The sequence below is a fragment of the Bradyrhizobium sp. HKCCYLS1011 genome (genome assembly GCF_051167795.1).
In the GTDB taxonomy this organism is placed as follows: domain Bacteria; phylum Pseudomonadota; class Alphaproteobacteria; order Rhizobiales; family Xanthobacteraceae; genus Bradyrhizobium.
This window is the reverse complement of sequence record NZ_JBNPTT010000005.1, coordinates 231,711-251,060: the sequence shown is the minus strand read 5'-3', so window position 1 is coordinate 251,060 and position 19,350 is coordinate 231,711. Positions and strand designations below refer to the sequence as shown.

Here is a 19,350-nt window from a genome sequence, read left to right as displayed (position 1 = left end):
GATGAATATTCGTCCATTGTTCCAGATCGCAGTATCAGTGCGCTCCGAGCATCGATACACCAAACAGCGCCGCCAGAGTGAGGACGGAAATGCACGCGATGGGCCACTGACGGAGAAACTTGTCGCCCGCCTCAACGATAGCGCTCGATGCAAGGCTTCCGCGACGGACCGAGCTGATCACCGCTATGAGTTCGTTCCAGCCCGATCGACGCCAGCTCGGGAGCTTCGAAGGCGCCAGCAAGATCGCCACCCCTGTACCCCCCAGGAGAGGAAGGAGCATTTTAAAAAGCGCTCCAATGCCAAACTTGTCCGACGGGACGCCGTTCGGAATCGATAGATAGGCCTCCCAAGGTACGAGGCCCAGCATCAGCGAGCATAGCGCCAGCGCCAGCGTGGCCAGCTCTCGAATACGCGGTGCCGAGCTGTCCGGAGCAATCGGCTCCTTCGCAGCCGTCAGTGCATGCGCGAGCACCAGCACAACATATGCGCCTGTGAAAACTCCACCCGCCTGAAGCACGACAGCCCACCACCACTGCTCTTTTTCGGCTGCCGCCTGAAGGAGCAGCTCCTTCGCGAGATAAGCGCCGCTCGGCGGCAGGCCCATCAGCGCAAGCCCACTCAAAGCGAACGCAAGTACGCTGATCGGCAATATCCGGCCGACACCGCCCAACCCTAGGATTCGATCCTGCCCCAGCGTCGCATAGATCGACCCGGCCGCCAGGAACATTGCGGCCTTCGCGGTGGCATGAGAGATCGCCTGCAACAGACCCCCGGCCAGGGCGCCACTGCTCTCAAGCCGTCCGGAAGCACCGAACGCCAGCGGAAACATCAAGAAGAGATATCCGATCTGGGCGAGTGTCGAATATGCGATCAGGAGCTTCAGTCGCTCCTGGCGCAGAGCGACAACGCTACCGAGTACGATTGCCACGCCGCCAAGTCCGGCGAGCAATTGCGTAGCAATGAACCCGGGCAGTCCAGGCATCACGTTGAACCAGAGCCGTACAATGATGAAGAAAGAGCCCTTGACGACCAGTCCGGATAGAATCGCACTGGCCGCCGCCGGTGCGCCAGCATGGGCGGGCGGCAGCCAAAGGTGCAACGGGACCAGTGCGGTCTTGGCAAGAAGACCCGTTGTCATCAATGCCGCTGCGACGACAGCGGCAGGTTGTGTGTCGATGCGACGCCCCAGCAGCACGATGTCGAGTGTGCCGTATAGGCCGTAGAGGAGCGTCGTTCCCAGCAAGTAGAGAAGGGAGCCAAGCAGGGCAAAGAGCAGATATCGTATCGCGGCGCGCAGCGTCTCCCCGCGGCCATCCAGGCAAACCAACGGTACCGCGGCGAATGTCAGCAACTCCAATGCGACATAGAGGGTGAAGAGGTCACCGCCGAGAAAGATCGTGTTTAGCGCTCCCCAGATCGCCAGCAGCAGGATCCAGAACGTGAATGAAACACGGGTCTCGGTTATTGAGAAATCAGCGGCGGCGAACGCGGCGACCGCACAGATCACGACCGCGGTCGCAGCGAGCATCACCGCCGACAATCCATCCGCGCGCAGCGCTATTCCTAGGGGGGGTGGCCAAGCACCTAACAGGTAGACGACAGGGCCGTTGCCTTGCGGCAGCGCGACGACAATCGCCGCGGCAATCGCCAAGCCGAACGGGACAATCGCACATGCGACCAGCCTCACGTACTGGTCGCCCAAAATGAAGGCCAGCAAAACGCCTGTGACAGGGACGACGATGGACAGCACCAGCAGGAAGCCGCCCGTGCTTGTCATCGCGTCCAGCGCAGGGGCGGCGGCGGCTGGCAGCATTAGTCACCGGATGGATCAGAGCAGGCGATCGGCCGCACGTCGCTGCACAGTGTTGTCGTGCCGGTTTTCTGAAATAGCCGGAGCAAGAGCGCGATGGCCAAGGCCGTCGCGGCGAACGCGACGACGACACCGGTGATCACCAGCGCCTGCGGCACCGGATCGTTGCCGATCCCTGCTGCGGCACCCCGCCGTCCGACCACGCCGAACAGGAGAAATACGCCACTACCCAACACATTGAAGGCAATGATCTTTCGAAGTGGCTGCGGATTCGTGATCAAGCCATAGAGCCCAAGTCCGACAGCTACGGCGGCACACAGTCCGAACACTGTTGCGCCGCTCGTCACTTCACACTCCGTTCCGGTGCGCCGGCGAGCAGCAAACCAAGGGTTGCTGCGATCGTCAGGATCATCGCAACCTCGATGCCGAGGATCAGTGGCTTGGCGTACGCCGCGGGATAAGCAAGGAATGCGCTGCCAAACCAAAGTCCTCCGAGGCCGACGGCGAGAAACAGGCCAGGGCCGGCGATCAGGATGCACCGAAGCCATCGACGGCTGGCGGCTGGGGTGTCGGCTAAACCGGCCATGATAGCAAGCAGCCACATGGACGCGAGAATCGCGCCGCCCTGAAAGGCTCCGCCGGGGTGATCGGCTCCAGTCCAAAAGACGTAAATTCCTACGACAATGCCGACGGGCGGCAGCAAGCGCGCGAGAAAAGCCAGAACGCCATTTGGATCTGCCCGGTGGCACGGTCCAGGACGGCCGCCCCAGGCAGTATCGGGTGCAAGCGACCAGACGCCGATGATGGCCAGCAACAGCACGACTTTCTCAAGCATGGTATCCATTGCGCGGAACGCCATAAGCACGTTGGTAACAGGATTGGCCAGACTCGTCGCCCACGCATTTGCAACACTTCTCGGGGCTAGCGTTGGTGCATGTTCGGGCAGGAGCCAAACGGCGCCAGCAAGCGCCGCGGCGATCAATACAGACAATACAGCCGCGCACGCTCGCGTCAGGCTGCCTGGCGCTTCAGCCGCCGTCGTTTCGGAGTCACGCAATCGCGCCGCCGCACCTAGCAACAATACGCCGCCGAGTCCTCCGCTGATCGCGGCCTCGGTCAGCGCAACGTCCACAGCGTCAAGGCGCACCCAGATCAGTGCCACCAGCAATCCGTAAGCGACGAAACCGACCGCTGCCGAGTAGGTTTTGCGAACCGCTGTTGTCCAGAAGCCGAACCCGAGGACCACGGTAGCAAGCACGACCTCGAAAACAGTTGCGACGCTCATTTGGCCGTTTCACCTTCCCGCGCAGTGCGCGCGATCAGCTGTGACACGGTCGCACCCGCAAGTAGCGTGAGCAGCCAAATGCCTATCAATTTGAACCCGTCGCGCAGACTCCCTGCTTGCGGCAGCAAGCCGAGCACGACGAGGCCGAGGCCGAGATTGTCCGCTTTGGTGAGCGCATGCAGACGAGTCAGCGTGTCGGGAAAACGAAGCAGGCCGACCGTGCCGGCCAGGAAAAAGAACGCGCCGGCTGACACTGCCGCAATCGTCATCATGTCGCGTGCGAGGCTCATTTGTCCTCCGTTATCCCCGTCCCATCAGTATCGAGGCTAGAAAGCCCCTTCTTGACGAACGCGATGGATGCGAACGTGGCGAGAAGTGCCAAGGTCAGCGCGACGTCGACTGCCGCGGGCACGCCCGTCACGGTGCCGAGCAGGAGCAATGCAGCAATACCGGCCGTCCCAATCAACTGGGCCGCCATCATGCGGTCGGTGTCTCCCGGACCGCGCAGGATCGACACCAGCCCCAGCGCCAACATCGCCAGAATGAACCCTACGGCAGCCGTCAGGAACTCAGTCATTGTAGAGCGCTCGAACCAGGGCCGCTTCCTCTGCGGCAAGCTCAGCGAGGACCGGCTGTTCGACGTCGAGGCAGTGATACAAGAGCTGGCCGTTCCGCTCTCCTGTCGGCACGGTGCCCGGCAGCAGGCTAGTGAGTGTTGTGAACACGTTCCGGCGCGTTCCACGTGAAAGTCCAGTTGAGTAGGACACAAATCCCGGCCGCAGGGGTAATCGGGGATCGAGCGCGCGTCTTGCAACGTCCACTCCGGCGGCCACCGAGTGATACAGGAAGAGCGACACCAGTCGGATGATGGCACTAAGCGAACGTCGCGAGGTGTGCGGCTCCAGTAGGCGCAAGCTTATCCACGTCGCTGCGGCGACGGCGGCGGCTGCGGCTGGAATATCTGCGAGGGCTGCTCCGGCAAGCACCAGCCAGAGGCAGATGAAGCACGCCGCTCGCCATGCCGCGATCGCCTTCCACCGCCCGGCCGCCAAGCCGGAGAACGTATTCTGCCTTCCTGACGATCCTCCCATGCTCATGTCGGCCTCCTCGATCGAGGTCGGATCGCGTTGCGAGGTCTTCTGGATTTCCGTAGCTGTTAAGAAGATTCCGGCAGCGCCATAGTGGACTTCGGCGGCCGGAAATCAGTGTTTGCGTCGCTGCGCGAACTCGATACACCCGTCCAACATGGTTCTGATGGCGCTAACGAGCCGATCCTACGGTGCCAAATTCAGGGAAAGCTCCCGCGACCGCGCAGCTAGCGGGATGCCTGCCGGCGGAAGCAAGTGCCACCTCGTCCGCTCCTTGATGCGCGGCATTGATCCTCGGTGGCGTAAGCGCAGCGCGTCATGCCTTTGTGCTTTGAGCACCATTCGTTCGCTGCGTTTGCCGGAGTAGCTATTGGCACGATCGACAGCATTCCCAAGATCCCAAACGCAATCACGATAAGCTTTCGCATCTGTAAATCCTCCTGGTCCATCGATTCAGTTGGAGCCTCGTTCAAGTGTCATTGCTGCACTTCCGGAACATTTGCCAGTCATGCGAAGTACGGACTTGGAGATCGTCAAGCCGGTGCCCGTCGCTTCGAGCGAGGTTCGCGAATTAGCGATGCCGATCATGTGAAACATCAACTAGGTGCGAAGCCATTACCTCCTTTGCGTGCTCCAATCGAAGACCACGAGCGTGCGCTCTTGGTGGAGCGCCAAGTATCGGGTGATTACCCGAGCATACGTCAGGGATTCCCCGGAATGCGGCCATTAGTGACCGGGAATGCATCCGGTCGCACCAAGTAGAATTACCGATTTCTGCAGCTGGTTCCTTCGGCAAAAATGACAGTGGGCAATGCCGGGATGACCACGGGATGACCATACGTCGGAAAGGCTGACCTTCTCGGCAGACATCCCGGAACTCGAAAGGCTCCTTGGATGCCTGCCCCCGGAACGACGCCTCACCAGTTTCTCTCACTCGGGTTTGCGCTGGCTGCGTGCTCGCTGACGTTGGCAGCCTGTGGTCGAGAAGCGGAAACCAAAGCTGAGCCTCCGCCGCGCCCGGTCCGGACGACGACGATCGAGAAGCGTGAGGCCTTGGCTCCGTTGACCTTCACCGGTCGCATAGAGGCGGAGGACGAGGTGACCGTCGCTTTCCGGATTTCAGGACGGTTGCTGGCGAACGACACCAAGATTGGTGATCGGGTCGAGCCCGGACAGTTGCTGGCGCGACTGGAGTCGCAGAACGAAATGAACGGGTTACGGCAGGCACAGGCTGCACTCGCGGCGGCGCAAGGCCAGCTGACGCAGGCGCGCAATCACTACGAGCGTCAGGAGACGCTGTTGGCGCAGGGATGGACCACACGCGCCAATTTCGAGGTGGCAACACAGGCACGACAAACCGCCCAGTCGCAAGTCGAGGCTGCGGAGGCCCAACTGAACACCGCGCACGATCTCGTTAGTTTTACCGAACTTAAGGCTGACGCGCCGGGCAAGATTACCGCCACAGGTCCATCGGCCGGCGAGGTTGTTCAGGCCGGCCAGATGATCGCAAAAATCGCGCGACAAGACGGCCGAGACGCGGTGTTCGATGTTCCCGCTCAGTTGGCCAGATCGGCGTCACCCAATGTGCAGGTCACCGTCAGCCTGACTGAGGATTCGAAGGTGACTGCGCAAGGACGCATTCGCCAGATCGCAGCGCAGGCCGACCCCGTCACCCGCACGTTCGAAGTCAAGGTCGGACTGACGGAGCCCCCGAGCGCTATGCGGCTTGGCGCGACAGTCAACGGGCGGGTCGAAACCGGTTCCGGGCCGGTGATCAACATACCTGCGACGGCGTTGACGCGAATGAACGGGCAGCCGGCGGTTTGGATTGTCGATCCATCGACCAGTGCAGTTTCCGTCCGCAACGTCGATGTGCTGCGATTCGATCAGGCGCAGGTGATCATCTCGCAGGGTCTGGATGCCGGAGAGATCATCGTCACCGCCGGCGTTCAGTCACTTCATCCAGGCCAGAAAGTGCGCGTGCTCGGGTCGGACTCATGAGGGAAGTCAATCTTTCTGAGTGGGCGCTGAAGCACCGCCCCTTGGTCGTCTACATGATGATCATCGCGGTGGCCGTCGGCGTGCTGTCTTATTTCCGGCTAGGACGCAACGAAGATCCGGCCTTCATCATCAAGACCATGGTGGTGCAAGCCGCCTGGCCGGGCGCATCCGTGGAAGAGACGATGAAACAGGTGACGGAGCGCCTCGAACGTCACCTGCAGGAAACACCGCATCTCGACTTCCTGCGCAGCTTCACGAGGGCAGGTGTCGCTACTGTCTTTGTGAATCTGAAGGGAAGTGCTAGCGCGAAGGAGGTCGCCGACACCTGGTACCACGTGCGCAAGACGATCGGAGACATGCGTCATACTCTGCCAGCCGGCGTGGTCGGACCCGGCTTCAATGACGAATTCGGCGATACGTTCGGCATAATCTACGGATTTACCAGCGACGGCTTCACCCAGCGTGAACTGCGCGACCGGGTCGAGGAGATCCGCTCAAGGCTGCTTCTCGTGCCGGACGTATCGAAGATCGAGCTTTTGGGCGAACAGGATGAGGTGATTTTTGTGGAGTTCTCCATGAGGGAACTCGCGACCCTCGGAATTGATCGTTCCGCTCTTATTGCGGCGCTTCAGTCACAGAACATCGTACGACCGGCCGGGGTGATAAGAACCGGCTCAGAGAACCTCTCGCTTCGTGTTTCGGGCAGCTTCCAATCCGAGCAGGATATTGCCAGCATCAATTTCGCCATCGGCGGACGGATGCTTCGCCTGAGCGATATCGCCCGGGTCCGGCGCGGTAGTGCCGACCCACCCCAGCCGCTGTTTCGAGTGAATGGCCAGCCGGCAATAGGGCTTGCAATCGCCATGCGCGACGGCGGGGACATCCTCGCGCTCGGGGCAAATATCAGGAAAGCGATGGCGCAAATCACCGCCGATCTGCCGATCGGGATTGAGCCCCATCTGGTCGCAGACCAGCCCGTTGTGGTCGATCAGGCCATCCGTGAATTCATGGTCTCGCTGCTACAGGCGATCGCGATCATCATGGTGGTGAGCTTCATCAGCCTCGGCGTGCGACCAGGCCTGATCATCGCTCTCGCCATCCCGCTCACGCTGGCGATTGTCTTTCCGATCATGGGACTCGCCCGCATTGACATGCAACGAATATCGCTTGGCGCACTCATCATCGCGCTTGCCTTGCTGGTTGACGATGCGATGACGACAACTGATGCGACGCTCACCCGGTTGGCGCAAGGGGCCAGCAAGCTCGAGGCCGCAAGTTTCGCATACCGGACACACGCGATGGCGATGCTCGCGGGCACACTGGTGACGATCGCAGGCTTCATACCGGTAGGCTTTGCGGCGAGCTCGGCCGGCGAATACACGTTTTCACTGTTTGCTGTCGTCACGATTGCGCTGCTGGTGTCCTGGTTCGTTGCCGTCATTTTCACGCCCCTATTGGGAGCGGTCATCCTCCTTCCGCCCAAGACAGCGAGCACAGCGGCTCCGGGCAGGATCTTCCGCATCTACCGAAGCTTCCTAACCTTCGCGATGCGTGCCAAATGGCTGACGATCGCAGCCTCGCTCGCACTCTTCGCTGCCTCGGTTCTTGCGCTGCCATTGATCCCGCGACAGTTCTTTCCTTCGTCGGATCGTCCGGAACTGCTCGTCGACATTAGCCTGCCGCAAAATGCCTCAATTTATGCCAGCGAGACCGCGGCGAAGCGCCTCGACACTGCGCTTTCGGCCGATCCCGATGTAGCGCGTTGGAGCACCTATGTCGGCCGCGGCGCGATCCGCTTCTATTTGCCCCTGAATGTCCAGCTTCCGAACGATTCCTTCACGCAGGTCGTCGTCATAGCGAAGGATGTCGCGGCGCGCGAGCGTCTGCATCTAAAACTCGACAAACTGCTGGCGCAGGAATTTCCTGGCGCGGTTGCCTTCATATCTCCCCTCGAGCTTGGGCCGCCGGTCGGATGGCCTGTGCAGTACCGCGTCAGTGGCCCTGACGTGGAACGGGTGCGCGACATCGCGCTCAAGGTCGGACAGATCGTTGCCACCAATCCGGACGCCAAACAGGTGAATTTCGATTGGATGGAACCCGATCGCCAGGTGCGCATTCGCGTTGACCAAGACGAGGCGCGCCTTCTCGGGCTGAGTTCGCAGACCATCGCGACCGTCCTGAACGCTGTCATATCGGGGACACCCGTCACCCAGGTCCGCGACGATATTTACCTAGTCAATGTCGTGGCGCGCTCGACCGACGAGCAGAGAAACTCGTTGGACGATCTTCGCAATCTGCAGGTGCCATTGTCGGGCGGACGGACCGTTCCTCTCAGCCAGTTTGCATTCTTTGAATATGACCAGGAATTTCCTATCGTCTGGCGGCGCGATCGCGTTCCGACTCTGACGGTCCAAGCCGCCATCACCGGTGACAAGTTGCCGGAAGGAGTGGTGACTTCGCTGTCGCCGGCGATCGAGAACCTCAGAAAGACTCTTCCTCCCTCATATCACGTGGCTGTCGGCGGGACTGTGGAAGAGAGCCAGAAGTCGCAGGCATCTGTGCTGGCGGTGGTGCCCGTGATGCTTTTGGTCATGTTTACGGTCCTCATGGTACAGCTGCAAAGCTTTCCGAAGCTTTTCATGGTTCTGAGCGTGGCGCCGCTCGGCCTGATCGGCGTTGTCGCTGCGTTAATGTTGTCCGGCAGACCCTTGGGTTTCGTCGCTATTCTCGGCGTGCTCGCCCTTATCGGCATGATAAGCAAGAATGCGGTCATCCTGATCGGTCAGATCGACGCCGAACGTACCTTGGGCAAGTCGCCGTGGGACGCTACGGTTGATGCCAGCAGCTCTCGTTTTCGACCGATCATGTTGACAGCCGTCTCGACTGTCCTTGGGATGATCCCAATCGCGCCAACGGTGTTCTGGGGACCCATGGCATTCGCGATCATGGGCGGCTTGTTGGTTGCGACGGTCCTTACGCTCGTTTTCCTACCCACGCTTTATCTAACCTGGTTCGGCGAAAAGGAGGTCGCTCTGCAGGAGCGATGACAAAGGCGGGAAAGGATCTCCGACTGCGAGAATCCCTCAACCGGGTGATTACAGAGCGTGAAGCCACTGCCAAGGTGAAGCGAGACAGACAGCCAAGCTGCCTGTTGCGCTCGAAGTCGCCACACCCCCGCGATGCAATCGCGTCGGCAATGTCATCCGACAAACTGGGATGTTGGTCGAATGCGCCAGTGGTACTAAAATTCATTGCCGAACGCGCCCGATAGGACCTGACCGCGACGTGCGACCATAGCTCACGGTGGTCGTGCATTGATGCCGACACTTTCCACTCAACAAAGCTGTGCTCACCGCGCTGGTTCGGTGGGGTCCTCGAAATCCAGTGGTGAAATTCGTTGGCCGCACGCGTTGCCCGAGGATAAACCTCTGCGTGCCGCCGACCAAAGCAGCCAGCGACAGAACAACCGACAAGCCCATGCAGGCGATCGACGCCATACTTTGCCCGCGCTCGATCGGAAACCAAGCGTCAAGTGAGAAAGTGGAGAATGTAGTGTAGCCACCGCAGATGCCAACAATAAGAAAAATTCGAACGAATGGGGGTAAGTCCCATTTCGTTGCGAACAGGCCGACAAAGACACCGATCAGTGCCGAACCTGTCACGTTGATAACAAGCGTTCCGAAAGGAAAATTAGAGCCGAACAGCTTACCGGAGCCGATACCGACCAAGTATCTCGCGACTGATCCCAGCGCGCGTCCGATAGCTACAGCCAAGATGAGTTGAGGGTTCATCGCCCACGCTCCTACCTGCGCCGTCGCGCAACAATAGGAGTCATCAGCCACCATGGCGGTTATCGGGGGAACCCCATCCCCATTAGGAGCCAGCCTAGCGAGCATCACTGAGAAGGACAAGGCATTTGCCCCGACCGAAAATGCGAACTGGCACGCGAGTCTGGAAATGGCCCGAAGCTCCCGATCAGGCATCTCCGCAAAATGTCGAAGCTGTCGAAGTTCTGAAACTGTGCCCTAGGCCTGACAGTTCTTGGGTCGAAAGGCGCAAGAGTCTTTCCCTTGCGCCTCCAGCCAATCGGGAAGCGGCAGCGATTATCGCACTTAAGTTCCTCGCAAAGGAGCATCTGCTAAACTGGATCTTCCTGGTGACAAGGGGGTCACAATGCCGCATCGCAAGTACCGCGCCCTGGAGCGCGACTGCCGTCTCCAAGCTGCCATTACTGGGCATAGAGAGACCAGAGACGAGCTCGAGAAAATGGAGCGAGAGTACAAGGCCCTGGCTGATTGGTTAGAGGCTCGCCAGCAAGCCGATCAGCAACCGCCTTCCAGAGTGATACCGGGAGGGCTCAACCGGAGCCACGCACTCGTGGATCAGAAGGCAGCTTCTGAGCTAACGCACACTATCGGCGGGCGCACACCCGTTTGCGGTCGTGGCGAATTGTTGGACCTCAAGCCCTGAAAAGACCGCGCTGAGGATGGGCTCTGCCCGCATTCTTCGAGGATCAGGATAAAGGCTGAGTTCGGCGCGAAGGATTTCGACGGGGCGTGTGATGCGGAGATCACGTCGCAGATCGCGCTCTATGGCGACAGCACCGATTACATTCGGGCACAGAAGCAGCGTAATGAGCCAAACGCCCCGGTCCAGACTGAGCCGCCGCAGCCTCAAACGCTGCGCTGGTACTGGACACTCTACAAACAGAGCGACCACTGGCTCGGCGACATCAGCGTCGGCCTTGAGGGGCTTTCAGCCTCGATCCGGTTTCAGCGCACGGAACTGATCGAAAGCCTCTTTGCCGAAAATGGCGAGAAGCCGTTCGCAATCTAGAGCCGCAAGGTAATCAAGGCGGAGATGAAAGCGCGCACGCCGTCTCAGGCGGGCAACCTCTTGTCGGCGCTACGGGGAATGATCCGTTGGATGACCGACGAGGGGCACCTCCACGAGGACGACGATCCGACCATCGGTATCCGGTCAGGTAAGGCAAAAGCCTCGCGCGAGAGCGGCGGCTTCCTCCCCTGGACCGAGGAGGACATGGCGAGGTATCGGGCGAAATGGCCGCTCGGGACCGAGGCGCTACTGATGTTCGACATCCTCCATTACACATTCCTGCGGCTTGGGGATGCGCATCGATTCGGGCCTCAGCACCTGCGCCAGATCGTTCGGAAGATGGCGGTCCAGATCGCCACCGAGAAGAGCCGGGGCAACACCATGGTCACCGTCCCGGTGCACCCGGACTTCGCCGAAAATCTGCGGGCGGCTCGCGCCCATCGGATAATTGGCGCGGAGGTTTTCACCGGCAAGACAGTGGGTAGCCGTATCCTGCCGATGAACAAGAAGGCGTGGGCGATGAAATTCAAGAAATTTGCCGTGCTCGCCGGCGTGAATGAGCCGAAGAAGAGCTGCCATGGCGTGCGCAAGGCGCGGGCGGAAGTGGCGGCTTACGCCGATTGCACCGAGAGCCAGATGATGGCGATGTGCGGCTGGACGGACCCGAAGATGCCGGCCCATTACATCGCGCAGGCAAACCGCGAAAAGCTCGGCATCAGCGGCATGGACAAGGTCGTGGCGTTCGATCAGAGCCAGTCGTTGGACGATTTTCTGGCGATGCCGCATGAGAACAAGCCCGGAACCTCCAGACAGAACAGAGTAGTAACTTTCCGTAGTAACTTTCGGAAAAAACTCTAACCACTTCAGCTGCTTACGCGTGGGAGTGGTGCGCTCGGAGGGAACCATGAGGCAGGTCTGCTAATTGATTTTATTGGCTAATTATTCCAGAAACCTTCGGTATGTATCCCAAATTGATCCCAGTTTGTATCACAGAACGCACACCGTTTCGGCCCCTGATTCAGCAATGGAACTAAGGCCCCGCGCTAGTAGGGTCTAGAATCGTGTTTTTTTGTCGAGGAACGCCGATGACCGAATGCCGCAGAGTGAGTCAGGAAGCGCCGCGCGTTCTTCCAGTACCCGGTTTTGGGATGGTGTTCGGCTCTTGTCCTTGCTACCCATATCCTTGATGAAACGGCAAAATGGCCATAGGCGACGTACTTTTGCACCTGCGCTGCGGGGACTGCTGACCGTTTGCCTTGCAATTGCTTATGTCATCGTTGGGATTGCAGGGGAGTTCGCCTGCGCCGAGGAGACGCTTGTCTCCATCGAGCGGGTCGAACAGCTCGAACTCGGCGATGTACCTGGCAAAGCGGACCAGGATACGAACACGCCGGCCGTCACCGTCGTCGATCATTGCTATACCTGTATCCCCCTGCTGCTCCCATCGCTCGTCCTGGTTGCCGAGCCGGCGGCAAAGTCGGTCCTGCCGACATACGCCACGCCGACGTTCCTTCTTGAGGATCATCCAGGGCTCGATACGCCTCCGCCCAAATCCCGGACCTGAGAGCGACTTCTCGGAGCGTGCGAGCGCTCGATCGATCTGCTTGGTCAGGTAACTGCTCATGTTTCGGAACAAGGCCGCGCTTTTTGCGTGTGCGGCGGTATTTCTGGTCAGCCCGTGGCTGACGGGCGTTTCACATTCGCAGACTCTCACGATGAGGGCCGCGCTTGCGCGTGCACTCGCCACCAGCCCTCGTCTCACCGCGGCCGAGCGGGACGTGGGGATCGCGACGGGGCAGCGCATTCAGGCCGGAGCGCTTCTCAATCCGGAGGTGTCCTACGAACAGGACGATTCCTTCGGCACGGGCAAGTTTCGGGGGACGAAATCCGCCGAAACCAACTTACAGATCAGCCAAGCCTTCGAATGGTTCGGCAAGCGGGACGCGCGTATTGCGGCCGGGGCGGCGGGGGTCGAGACGGCCACGATCCAGCGTCAGGCAATTCGATTGGAAGTGCTCTCGGAAACGGCCATTGCGTTCGTGGGCGTGCTCGGCGCACAGCGGCGAATCCAGGTTCTCGACGAGCAGATCGCAGCCATCGATCGGTTGACCCCGCTGCTGCAGCGGCGCGTCGAGGCCGGTGCATCGTCACCGGCAGAGACCGGACGGGCCGAGGTGGCTTCCGCGTTGGTCAAGGCAGATCGCGAACGGCTCCGATCGACGCTCGCTAGCGCGCGGCGCGAACTGGGAGTCCTTATGGGAGATTCGGTGCCGAAATTCGCCGCCGTCTCCGGGCGGCTCGATGTCACTGGTAGGCCGGCGTCCTTTCAGGCGGTTGTGGCGGGAATCGACGCGAATCCGCAACTGGTCCGATGGACGGCGGTCTATGCACAGCGGAACGCGGAGCTGTTGATCGCCCGGCTGAAACCCTATCCCGACGTTCAGATCGCCGCCGGCTGGCGTCATTTCAATGAGACAAACGACGACGCCGTCCGGCTTACGCTGTCGGTGCCGATTCCAGTGTTCGACCAGAACCAGGGTAACATCCTCTCCGCGCAGGAGAGCCTGGCAAAGACGAAAGCGGAGCGTGAAGCGAACCGGAATACGCTGATCGTGATCGCAGGCCGTGCGTACGATTCGCTGCAGGGCTCGCTTCGCGAGCTTGCGATCCTCCGCGAATCCGCGATCCCCAAAGCCGAGCAGGCGGCACAGGCAATTTCTGATGGTTACGGCCAAGGCCGTTTCACGCTCCTTGAGGTGCTGGACGCCCAGGCGAGCCTCACCCAGGCGCGACTGCGCGAGCAGGAGGCCCTGCAGAACTTCCACGTTGCCGTAGCGACCATCGAAGGACTCGTCGGCAATCCGTTTTCGCTCGCGCGCGAGAGCCCAAGATGATTCGAGCACTGATCCGATATTTGGTCTTCTTTCTCGTCGCCGGGGCACTCGTCTATGCCGGCTATCGGATGCTGACACCGGCGACGACCAAGACGGTTGCAACCGAGAAGTCCGAAAAGGAAGAGCATTCGGACAGCGTCGCGATGAGCGACGCCAAAGTCGCCGCCGCCGAGATAGAGCTTGCGAAGGCTGCGTCGGCGGTGCTGCACGATAGCCTGCTGCTGAACGGAATGGTGCAGGCCAACCAGGAATCGCTGGTTCAGATCACGCCCCGCTTCCCAGGCGTCGTTCGCGAGGTCCGCAAGCGGATTGGCGACCACGTCGAAAAGGGCGACGTCCTCGCCATCGTCGAAAGCAATCAAAGCCTGACCCCCTATGAATTGAAGGCCGCTCTCGCGGGCACGATCATCGACCGCCAAACCACCCTCGGCGAATACGTTTCCGAGCAGAAGCCGGCGTTCGTGATCGCCGATCTCTCGACCGTATGGGTCGATTTCTCCGTCTACCGGCGCGACCTCAGCCGCGTGAAGGTCGGGGATCAAATCCTAATCGATCCCGCCGACGGCGGACCCAAGATCGAGGCGAAGATTTCGTATGTGTCGCCGGTCGGCAGCAGCGAGACCCAGAGCGCGCTCGCCAGAGCCGTGGTGCGGAATGCCGAACAGCGACTGCGGCCGGGCTTGTTCGCAACCGGCCGACTGAACCTGTCGGCGAAGAAGGTGGCGATCGCGGTGAAATCGTCGGCGTTGCAGACCGTCGAAAACCGCACGGTCGTCTTCGTCCGCGACGGCGAGAAGTTCGAGGCCCGCGATGTCGAGATCGGCGAGCGCGACCAGGATTTCGTCGAGGTTACCTTCGGCGTGCTGGAGGGCGATCTGTACGCGGCGAAGAACAGCTTCATTGTAAAGGCGGAACTGGCGAAGGGAGGGGCGGAAGACAATGATTGACGGCATCCTGTCTTTCGCCATCCGCCAGCGCTGGTTGGTGATGTTCGGCGTCCTCGCCATGGCCGGTTTCGGCGCCTGGAATTTTACGCGTTTGCCCATCGACGCGGTTCCCGACATCACCAACGTTCAGGTCCAGATCAACAGCCGGGCACCGGGTTACTCGCCTCTTGAGGTCGAGCAGCGCATCACGTTTCCGATCGAAACCGCGATGGGCGGGCTGCCGCATCTCGAGAGCACGCGGTCGCTATCTCGCTACGGACTGAGCCAGGTCACGGTGATCTTCAAGGACGGCACCGACATCTACTTTGCGAGGCAGATGGTCAACGAGCGGATTCAGCAGGCCAAGGATCAGTTGCCGACCGCCATCGAGACCGCGATGGGGCCGATCTCCACCGGGCTCGGTGAGATCTACATGTACACGATCGAGGCCACGCCAGACGCCCGCAAGGCGGGCGGAGACACGTACAGTCCCACCGACTTGCGAACGATCCAGGACTGGATCGTCAGGCCCCAATTGCGGACCGTCCCCGGCGTAAGCGAGGTCAACTCCGTCGGCGGATTCGAGCAACAGTTTCAGGTGCTGCCCGATCCCGCGCAACTGATGGCCTACAAACTCAGCTTCCGCGACATCATGGTTGCCCTCGCCTCGAATAACGCGAACGTCGGCGCCGGTTACATCGAGCGCAACGGCGAGCAGTACCTTGTCCGTACACCGGGACAGGTCGCAAACATCGAGGAGATCAAGGAAATCGTGGTCGGCTCGCGGAATGGCGTCCCGGTCCGGGTGTCCGACGTGGCCGATGTCAGGGAGGGAACGGATCTTCGAACCGGTGCGGCAACGTTGAACGGGAAGGAGGTCGTGCTGGGTACGGCCATGCTGCTGATCGGCGAGAACAGCCGCACCGTGGCACAGCGCGTCGCCTCAAGGCTCAAGGAAATCGGACGCTCGTTGCCGGAGGGAGTCATCACGCACACTGTCTACGATCGCACACGCTTGGTCGAAGCGACGATCGCTACCGTGGCGAGGAACCTCTTCGAAGGCGCGCTGCTGGTGATCGTCGTTCTATTCCTGACACTTGGAAACTTCAGGGCCGCTGTCGCGACGGCATGCGTCATTCCGCTGGCCATGCTGTTCGCTATCACGGGCATGGTGGAGAACAGGGTCAGCGCCAATCTCATGAGCCTCGGCGCCATCGACTTCGGCATCATCATCGATGGTGCCGTGATCATCGTCGAGAACTGCCTGCGACTTCTGGCGGTGGAGCAGCGGCGGCTCGGCCGAGTTCTCACCCGCGAGGAACGCTTCGAGACCATTCTCGCGGGCTCGCGCGAAGTCATCCGCCCCAGCCTGTTCGGAACGTTCATCATTGCCGTTGTCTATCTGCCGATTCTCACGCTCACCGGCGTCGAAGGCAAGATGTTCACCCCGATGGCCTTGACCGTGCTGATGGCATTGACCGGGGCCAGCATTCTGTCGATGACATTTGTGCCGGCGGCCGTGGCACTCTTCGTCACTGGCAGCGTCTCCGAACATGAGAATTTCTTCATGCGAACCGCGCGCCGCATTTATGCGCCGCTGCTCGCGGCCTCAATCCGCAACCGGTTCGGCGTCGCGGTGATTGCGGTCCTGTTGGTCATTGTCTGCGGCATCGCGGCCTCGCGCATGGGGGGCGAGTTTATTCCGAGCCTCGATGAATTGGATGCCTCGACGGAGGTGGTCCGCATCCCGAGCGCCAGCCTGACCCAGTCGGTGGCAATGGAGGCGATGCTGGAGAGGCGGCTGCTGCAGCTTCCGGAGGTCAAAGAGGTGTTCGCCCGTACCGGCACGGCTGAGGTTGCGACCGACCCCATGCCACAATCCACCTCGGACAACTACATCATGCTGAAGCCGCGGAAGGAATGGCCCAATCCCGCGAAACCGAAAACCGCGGTCGTGGCGGAAATCCAGCAGGCGGCGGATGACGTCCCCGGTAACGCTTATGGGTTCTCGCAGCCGATCCAGCAGCGCATGAACGAACTCATCTCGGGTGTACGAAGCGACGTGGCCGTCAAGATATTCGGCGACAACCTGGACGAGCTAATCCAGGCTGCGAGCCGCGTCCAAGCGGTCCTGCAGAAGGTGAAAGGGGCAGCCGACGTCAAAGCTGAGCAGGCAGCAGGATTGCCCGTGCTCACGGTCCAACTGAACCGCCAGACTCTATCGCGCTATGGAATCAACGTCGCCGATGTACAGAATCTCGTTGAAATGGCAGTGGGCGGCAAGAGCGCGGGCCGCTTGTTCGATGGCGATCGTCGTTTCGACATCGTCGTTCGACTGCCGGAGACTCTACGCTCGGATGTGGATGCTATCAGGTCGTTGCCAGTTCCGCTGCCACCGACTGAAATTCCGACCAAGGCAACCGCGGCGCTCTGGGGCAATTCGCCGCTCGCGCAAATCCGCTACGTGCCGCTGTCCGAACTTGCCCAAGTCGATCTCAAGCCGGGCCCCAATCTGATCAGCCGTGAGGACGGTAAACGGCGGATTGCTGTGACGGCCAACGTGAGGGGGCGCGATCTCGGTTCCTTCATCGCTGATGCTCAAAATCAGGTGGCGGAGAAGGTGAAATTGCCTTCGGGCTATTGGATCGGATGGGGAGGCCAGTTCGAACAGCTCATCTCAGCAACGCAACGCCTGATGATCGTCGTGCCTCTCGCGCTGTTTCTGATCTTCCTGCTACTATTTATCAGTCTCGGATCGGCCCCCGACGCACTTCTGGTGTTTACCGGGGTGCCGCTCGCATTGACGGGGGGCGTCGTCGCGCTTCTGCTCAGGGGAATCCCCCTCTCGATCAGCGCCGGAATCGGCTTCATCGCGCTCTCTGGGGTCGCTGTGCTCAATGGCCTCGTCATCATTACGTTCATCGAGAAGCTCCGCCGGGAGGGACTGGCGCTGGTGGATGCCGTCCGGGAAGGCGCGCTGACTCGGTTACGCCCAGTCCTGATGACCGCGCTTGTTGCCGCCCTCGGCTTCGTTCCAATGGCGATCGCCACCGGTGCGGGTGCGGAGGTGCAGCGGCCGTTGGCTACCGTCGTGATTGGCGGAATTGCTTCGTCCACCGCCCTTACGCTACTGGTGCTGCCGGCCCTCTACGTGTTGTTCAGGCGGGAAGAGCCGGAATCGGCCAATGCGCAATTGAACCCATCCGGCCATCAAGGAGTGTCGCCATGAAGTACACGCTGTTGCTGATCGCTACCATATTGTTCGCCGCGCCGGTTTCCGCCGAGGACTACGAAAAGGGCCCGAACGGCGGGCTGATGCTGGACGTAGCCGGTATCGACGCCGAACTCCTTACGGCGGGCAGCACGGTCACCATCAATGTCTTCGAGCCCTTCAAAGCCAAGCCGGTGTCAACCAAGGGCTATGTTGGTGCCGTGCTGATTGCCGGCGGGTCGGCACGCGAAACGGTCACCCTTGCGCCCCAAGGCGAGAACTCGCTCAAGGGCGAGGCCAAGAACCCGATTCCCGCCGGCGCGACGATCACTCTCACGATCAAAACCGCCGAGGGGAAGTCGGGCCAGGCCAAATTCAAGAAGTAGGTTCGATGCGAGGAGGTTTGCGATGACGGAAACGGACGTGGCCGAAGCGGTCCGTTACCGCGTGACAGGCATGGATTGCTCCGCCTGCGCTGCCAAGATCGAAGCCGCCGCGCGTTCCATCGCAGGCGTGCGGGATGCGAAGGTGTCGATAGCATCCCAGGAGATGACCCTCCGGACAGAGGACGGGATGGCTCCACTGCCCGAGGTCGAACGCTCGATCACTAGCCTCGGCTATCGACTTGCGCGCGTTGCCGATGGCGAGGATGACGATAAGATCCCGGATCTCTCGCACCTGACGCCTGCCTACAAGCGCGCCCTTTGGGTCGTAGTCCTGCTGAACGCCGGGTACGGCGTCGCTGAGATTGTCGGCGGGTTTCTCGCCGGCTCCCAATCCGTGAAGGCCGATGCGCTCGATTTCATCGGAGACGGAGTGATCTCGTTCCTTGGGCTGTTGGCAGTCGGCTGGGGACTGGCGGCCAGGGCCAAGGCCGCCCTGCTGCAAGGAATCTTCCTTGGCGTTCTAGGAGCGGGAGTTCTCGTCGCGACCGCCTATCGCATGCTGGTGCAGCATCAGCCGGAAGCTGGGCTGATGGGGATTCTTGCCCTGATCGGACTTGCGGTGAATGTGATGGCGGCTGTAGTGCTCCTTCCACACAGGCAGGGGGATGCCAACGTGCGCGCGGTATGGCTCTTCAGCCGGAACGACGCGATCGGCAACGTCGCGGTGATAGTTGCCGCCGTTCTGGTCGCATGGACCCGGACGCCATGGCCTGACCTTGTTGTGGCGGTCGTCATTGCAGCTCTGTTTCTCCACTCGTCCTTCTCGATCATAAAGGACGCCCGAAACGACTTAAGCGCGACCGCGCGGTAACGGTAAGCGCTTCGCTACCTGAGGCAACCCGGACGCAAGGGA

The 19,350-nt window shown here is 60.8% G+C and carries 16 protein-coding genes, 1 pseudogene and 1 riboswitch; of the genes and pseudogenes, 9 read left to right on the top strand and 8 right to left on the bottom strand.

Features of this window, described 5'->3' with window-relative positions:
- Positions 1 to 34: 34 nt before the first annotated feature.
- From ACQR1W_RS18220 to ACQR1W_RS18190, 7 genes are all read right to left on the bottom strand, one after another.
- Positions 35 to 1,813, bottom strand: a complete 1,779-nt coding sequence (locus ACQR1W_RS18220) for a complex I subunit 5 family protein (protein ID WP_434852078.1) — start codon at positions 1,811 to 1,813, stop codon at positions 35 to 37.
- Complete coding sequence (locus ACQR1W_RS18215; RefSeq protein ID WP_434852077.1) at positions 1,813 to 2,157, bottom strand: NADH-quinone oxidoreductase subunit K; 345 nt, start codon at positions 2,155 to 2,157, stop codon at positions 1,813 to 1,815. The genes ACQR1W_RS18220 and ACQR1W_RS18215 overlap by 1 nt, the downstream gene beginning before the upstream one ends.
- On the bottom strand, positions 2,154 to 3,095 hold the full coding sequence (locus ACQR1W_RS18210; RefSeq protein WP_434852076.1) for an MnhB domain-containing protein: 942 nt from the start codon (positions 3,093 to 3,095) through the stop codon (positions 2,154 to 2,156). Before ACQR1W_RS18210 ends, ACQR1W_RS18215 begins: the two co-directional genes overlap by 4 nt.
- Positions 3,092 to 3,367 (bottom strand): monovalent cation/H(+) antiporter subunit G, encoded by a 276-nt coding sequence (locus ACQR1W_RS18205; protein ID WP_434852075.1) that lies wholly within the window; start codon positions 3,365 to 3,367, stop codon positions 3,092 to 3,094. The genes ACQR1W_RS18210 and ACQR1W_RS18205 overlap by 4 nt, the downstream gene beginning before the upstream one ends.
- A gap of 14 nt (positions 3,368 to 3,381) precedes the next feature.
- Positions 3,382 to 3,672, bottom strand: a complete 291-nt coding sequence (locus ACQR1W_RS18200) for a monovalent cation/H+ antiporter complex subunit F (protein ID WP_434852074.1) — start codon at positions 3,670 to 3,672, stop codon at positions 3,382 to 3,384.
- A complete protein-coding gene (locus tag ACQR1W_RS18195) occupies positions 3,665 to 4,192 on the bottom strand; it encodes a Na+/H+ antiporter subunit E (RefSeq protein WP_434852073.1) in 528 nt (175 codons plus the stop codon). The genes ACQR1W_RS18200 and ACQR1W_RS18195 overlap by 8 nt, the downstream gene beginning before the upstream one ends.
- Positions 4,193 to 4,410: 218 nt before the next feature.
- On the bottom strand, positions 4,411 to 4,611 hold the full coding sequence (locus ACQR1W_RS18190; RefSeq protein ID WP_139024790.1) for a DUF3551 domain-containing protein: 201 nt from the start codon (positions 4,609 to 4,611) through the stop codon (positions 4,411 to 4,413).
- Positions 4,612 to 5,077: 466 nt separating this feature from the next.
- Between ACQR1W_RS18190 and ACQR1W_RS18185 the strand changes: the two genes are divergently transcribed.
- Both ACQR1W_RS18185 and ACQR1W_RS18180 read left to right on the top strand, forming a co-directional pair.
- Complete coding sequence (locus ACQR1W_RS18185; protein ID WP_434852072.1) at positions 5,078 to 6,184, top strand: efflux RND transporter periplasmic adaptor subunit; 1,107 nt, start codon at positions 5,078 to 5,080, stop codon at positions 6,182 to 6,184.
- A complete protein-coding gene (locus ACQR1W_RS18180) occupies positions 6,181 to 9,231 on the top strand; it encodes an efflux RND transporter permease subunit (RefSeq protein ID WP_434852071.1) in 3,051 nt (1,016 codons plus the stop codon). Before ACQR1W_RS18185 ends, ACQR1W_RS18180 begins: the two co-directional genes overlap by 4 nt.
- A 381-nt stretch (positions 9,232 to 9,612) precedes the next feature.
- Here the strand turns inward: ACQR1W_RS18180 and crcB are convergent.
- Positions 9,613 to 9,975, bottom strand: a pseudogene (crcB, locus tag ACQR1W_RS18175) (fluoride efflux transporter CrcB); the annotation flags it as partial.
- A 27-nt stretch (positions 9,976 to 10,002) separates the two neighbouring features.
- Positions 10,003 to 10,065, bottom strand: a riboswitch (Fluoride riboswitch).
- 979 nt (positions 10,066 to 11,044) lie between these two features.
- On the opposite strand from crcB, the gene ACQR1W_RS18170 reads away from it, so the two are divergent.
- The 7 genes from ACQR1W_RS18170 to ACQR1W_RS18140 all read left to right on the top strand — a co-directional run bounded on the left by ACQR1W_RS18170 (position 11,045) and on the right by ACQR1W_RS18140 (position 19,308).
- A complete protein-coding gene (locus ACQR1W_RS18170; protein ID WP_434852070.1) occupies positions 11,045 to 11,878 on the top strand; it encodes a hypothetical protein in 834 nt (277 codons plus the stop codon).
- A 328-nt stretch (positions 11,879 to 12,206) separates the two neighbouring features.
- Positions 12,207 to 12,584, top strand: coding sequence for a hypothetical protein (locus ACQR1W_RS18165; RefSeq protein WP_434852069.1), 378 nt, complete (start codon positions 12,207 to 12,209; stop codon positions 12,582 to 12,584).
- A gap of 58 nt (positions 12,585 to 12,642) precedes the next feature.
- Complete coding sequence (gene ihpA / locus ACQR1W_RS18160) at positions 12,643 to 13,914, top strand: divalent metal ion exporter subunit IhpA (RefSeq protein WP_434852068.1); 1,272 nt, start codon at positions 12,643 to 12,645, stop codon at positions 13,912 to 13,914.
- On the top strand, positions 13,911 to 14,861 hold the full coding sequence (gene ihpB / locus ACQR1W_RS18155; protein ID WP_434852067.1) for a divalent metal ion exporter adaptor subunit IhpB: 951 nt from the start codon (positions 13,911 to 13,913) through the stop codon (positions 14,859 to 14,861). The genes ihpA and ihpB overlap by 4 nt, the downstream gene beginning before the upstream one ends.
- Complete coding sequence (locus ACQR1W_RS18150) at positions 14,854 to 18,069, top strand: efflux RND transporter permease subunit (RefSeq protein WP_434852066.1); 3,216 nt, start codon at positions 14,854 to 14,856, stop codon at positions 18,067 to 18,069. Before ihpB ends, ACQR1W_RS18150 begins: the two co-directional genes overlap by 8 nt.
- Entirely contained in the window at positions 18,066 to 18,437 is a 372-nt protein-coding gene (locus ACQR1W_RS18145) for a hypothetical protein (protein ID WP_434852065.1), read from the top strand. Before ACQR1W_RS18150 ends, ACQR1W_RS18145 begins: the two co-directional genes overlap by 4 nt.
- Before the next feature lie 22 nt (positions 18,438 to 18,459).
- Complete coding sequence (locus tag ACQR1W_RS18140) at positions 18,460 to 19,308, top strand: cation diffusion facilitator family transporter (protein ID WP_434852064.1); 849 nt, start codon at positions 18,460 to 18,462, stop codon at positions 19,306 to 19,308.
- Positions 19,309 to 19,350 lie beyond the last annotated feature (42 nt).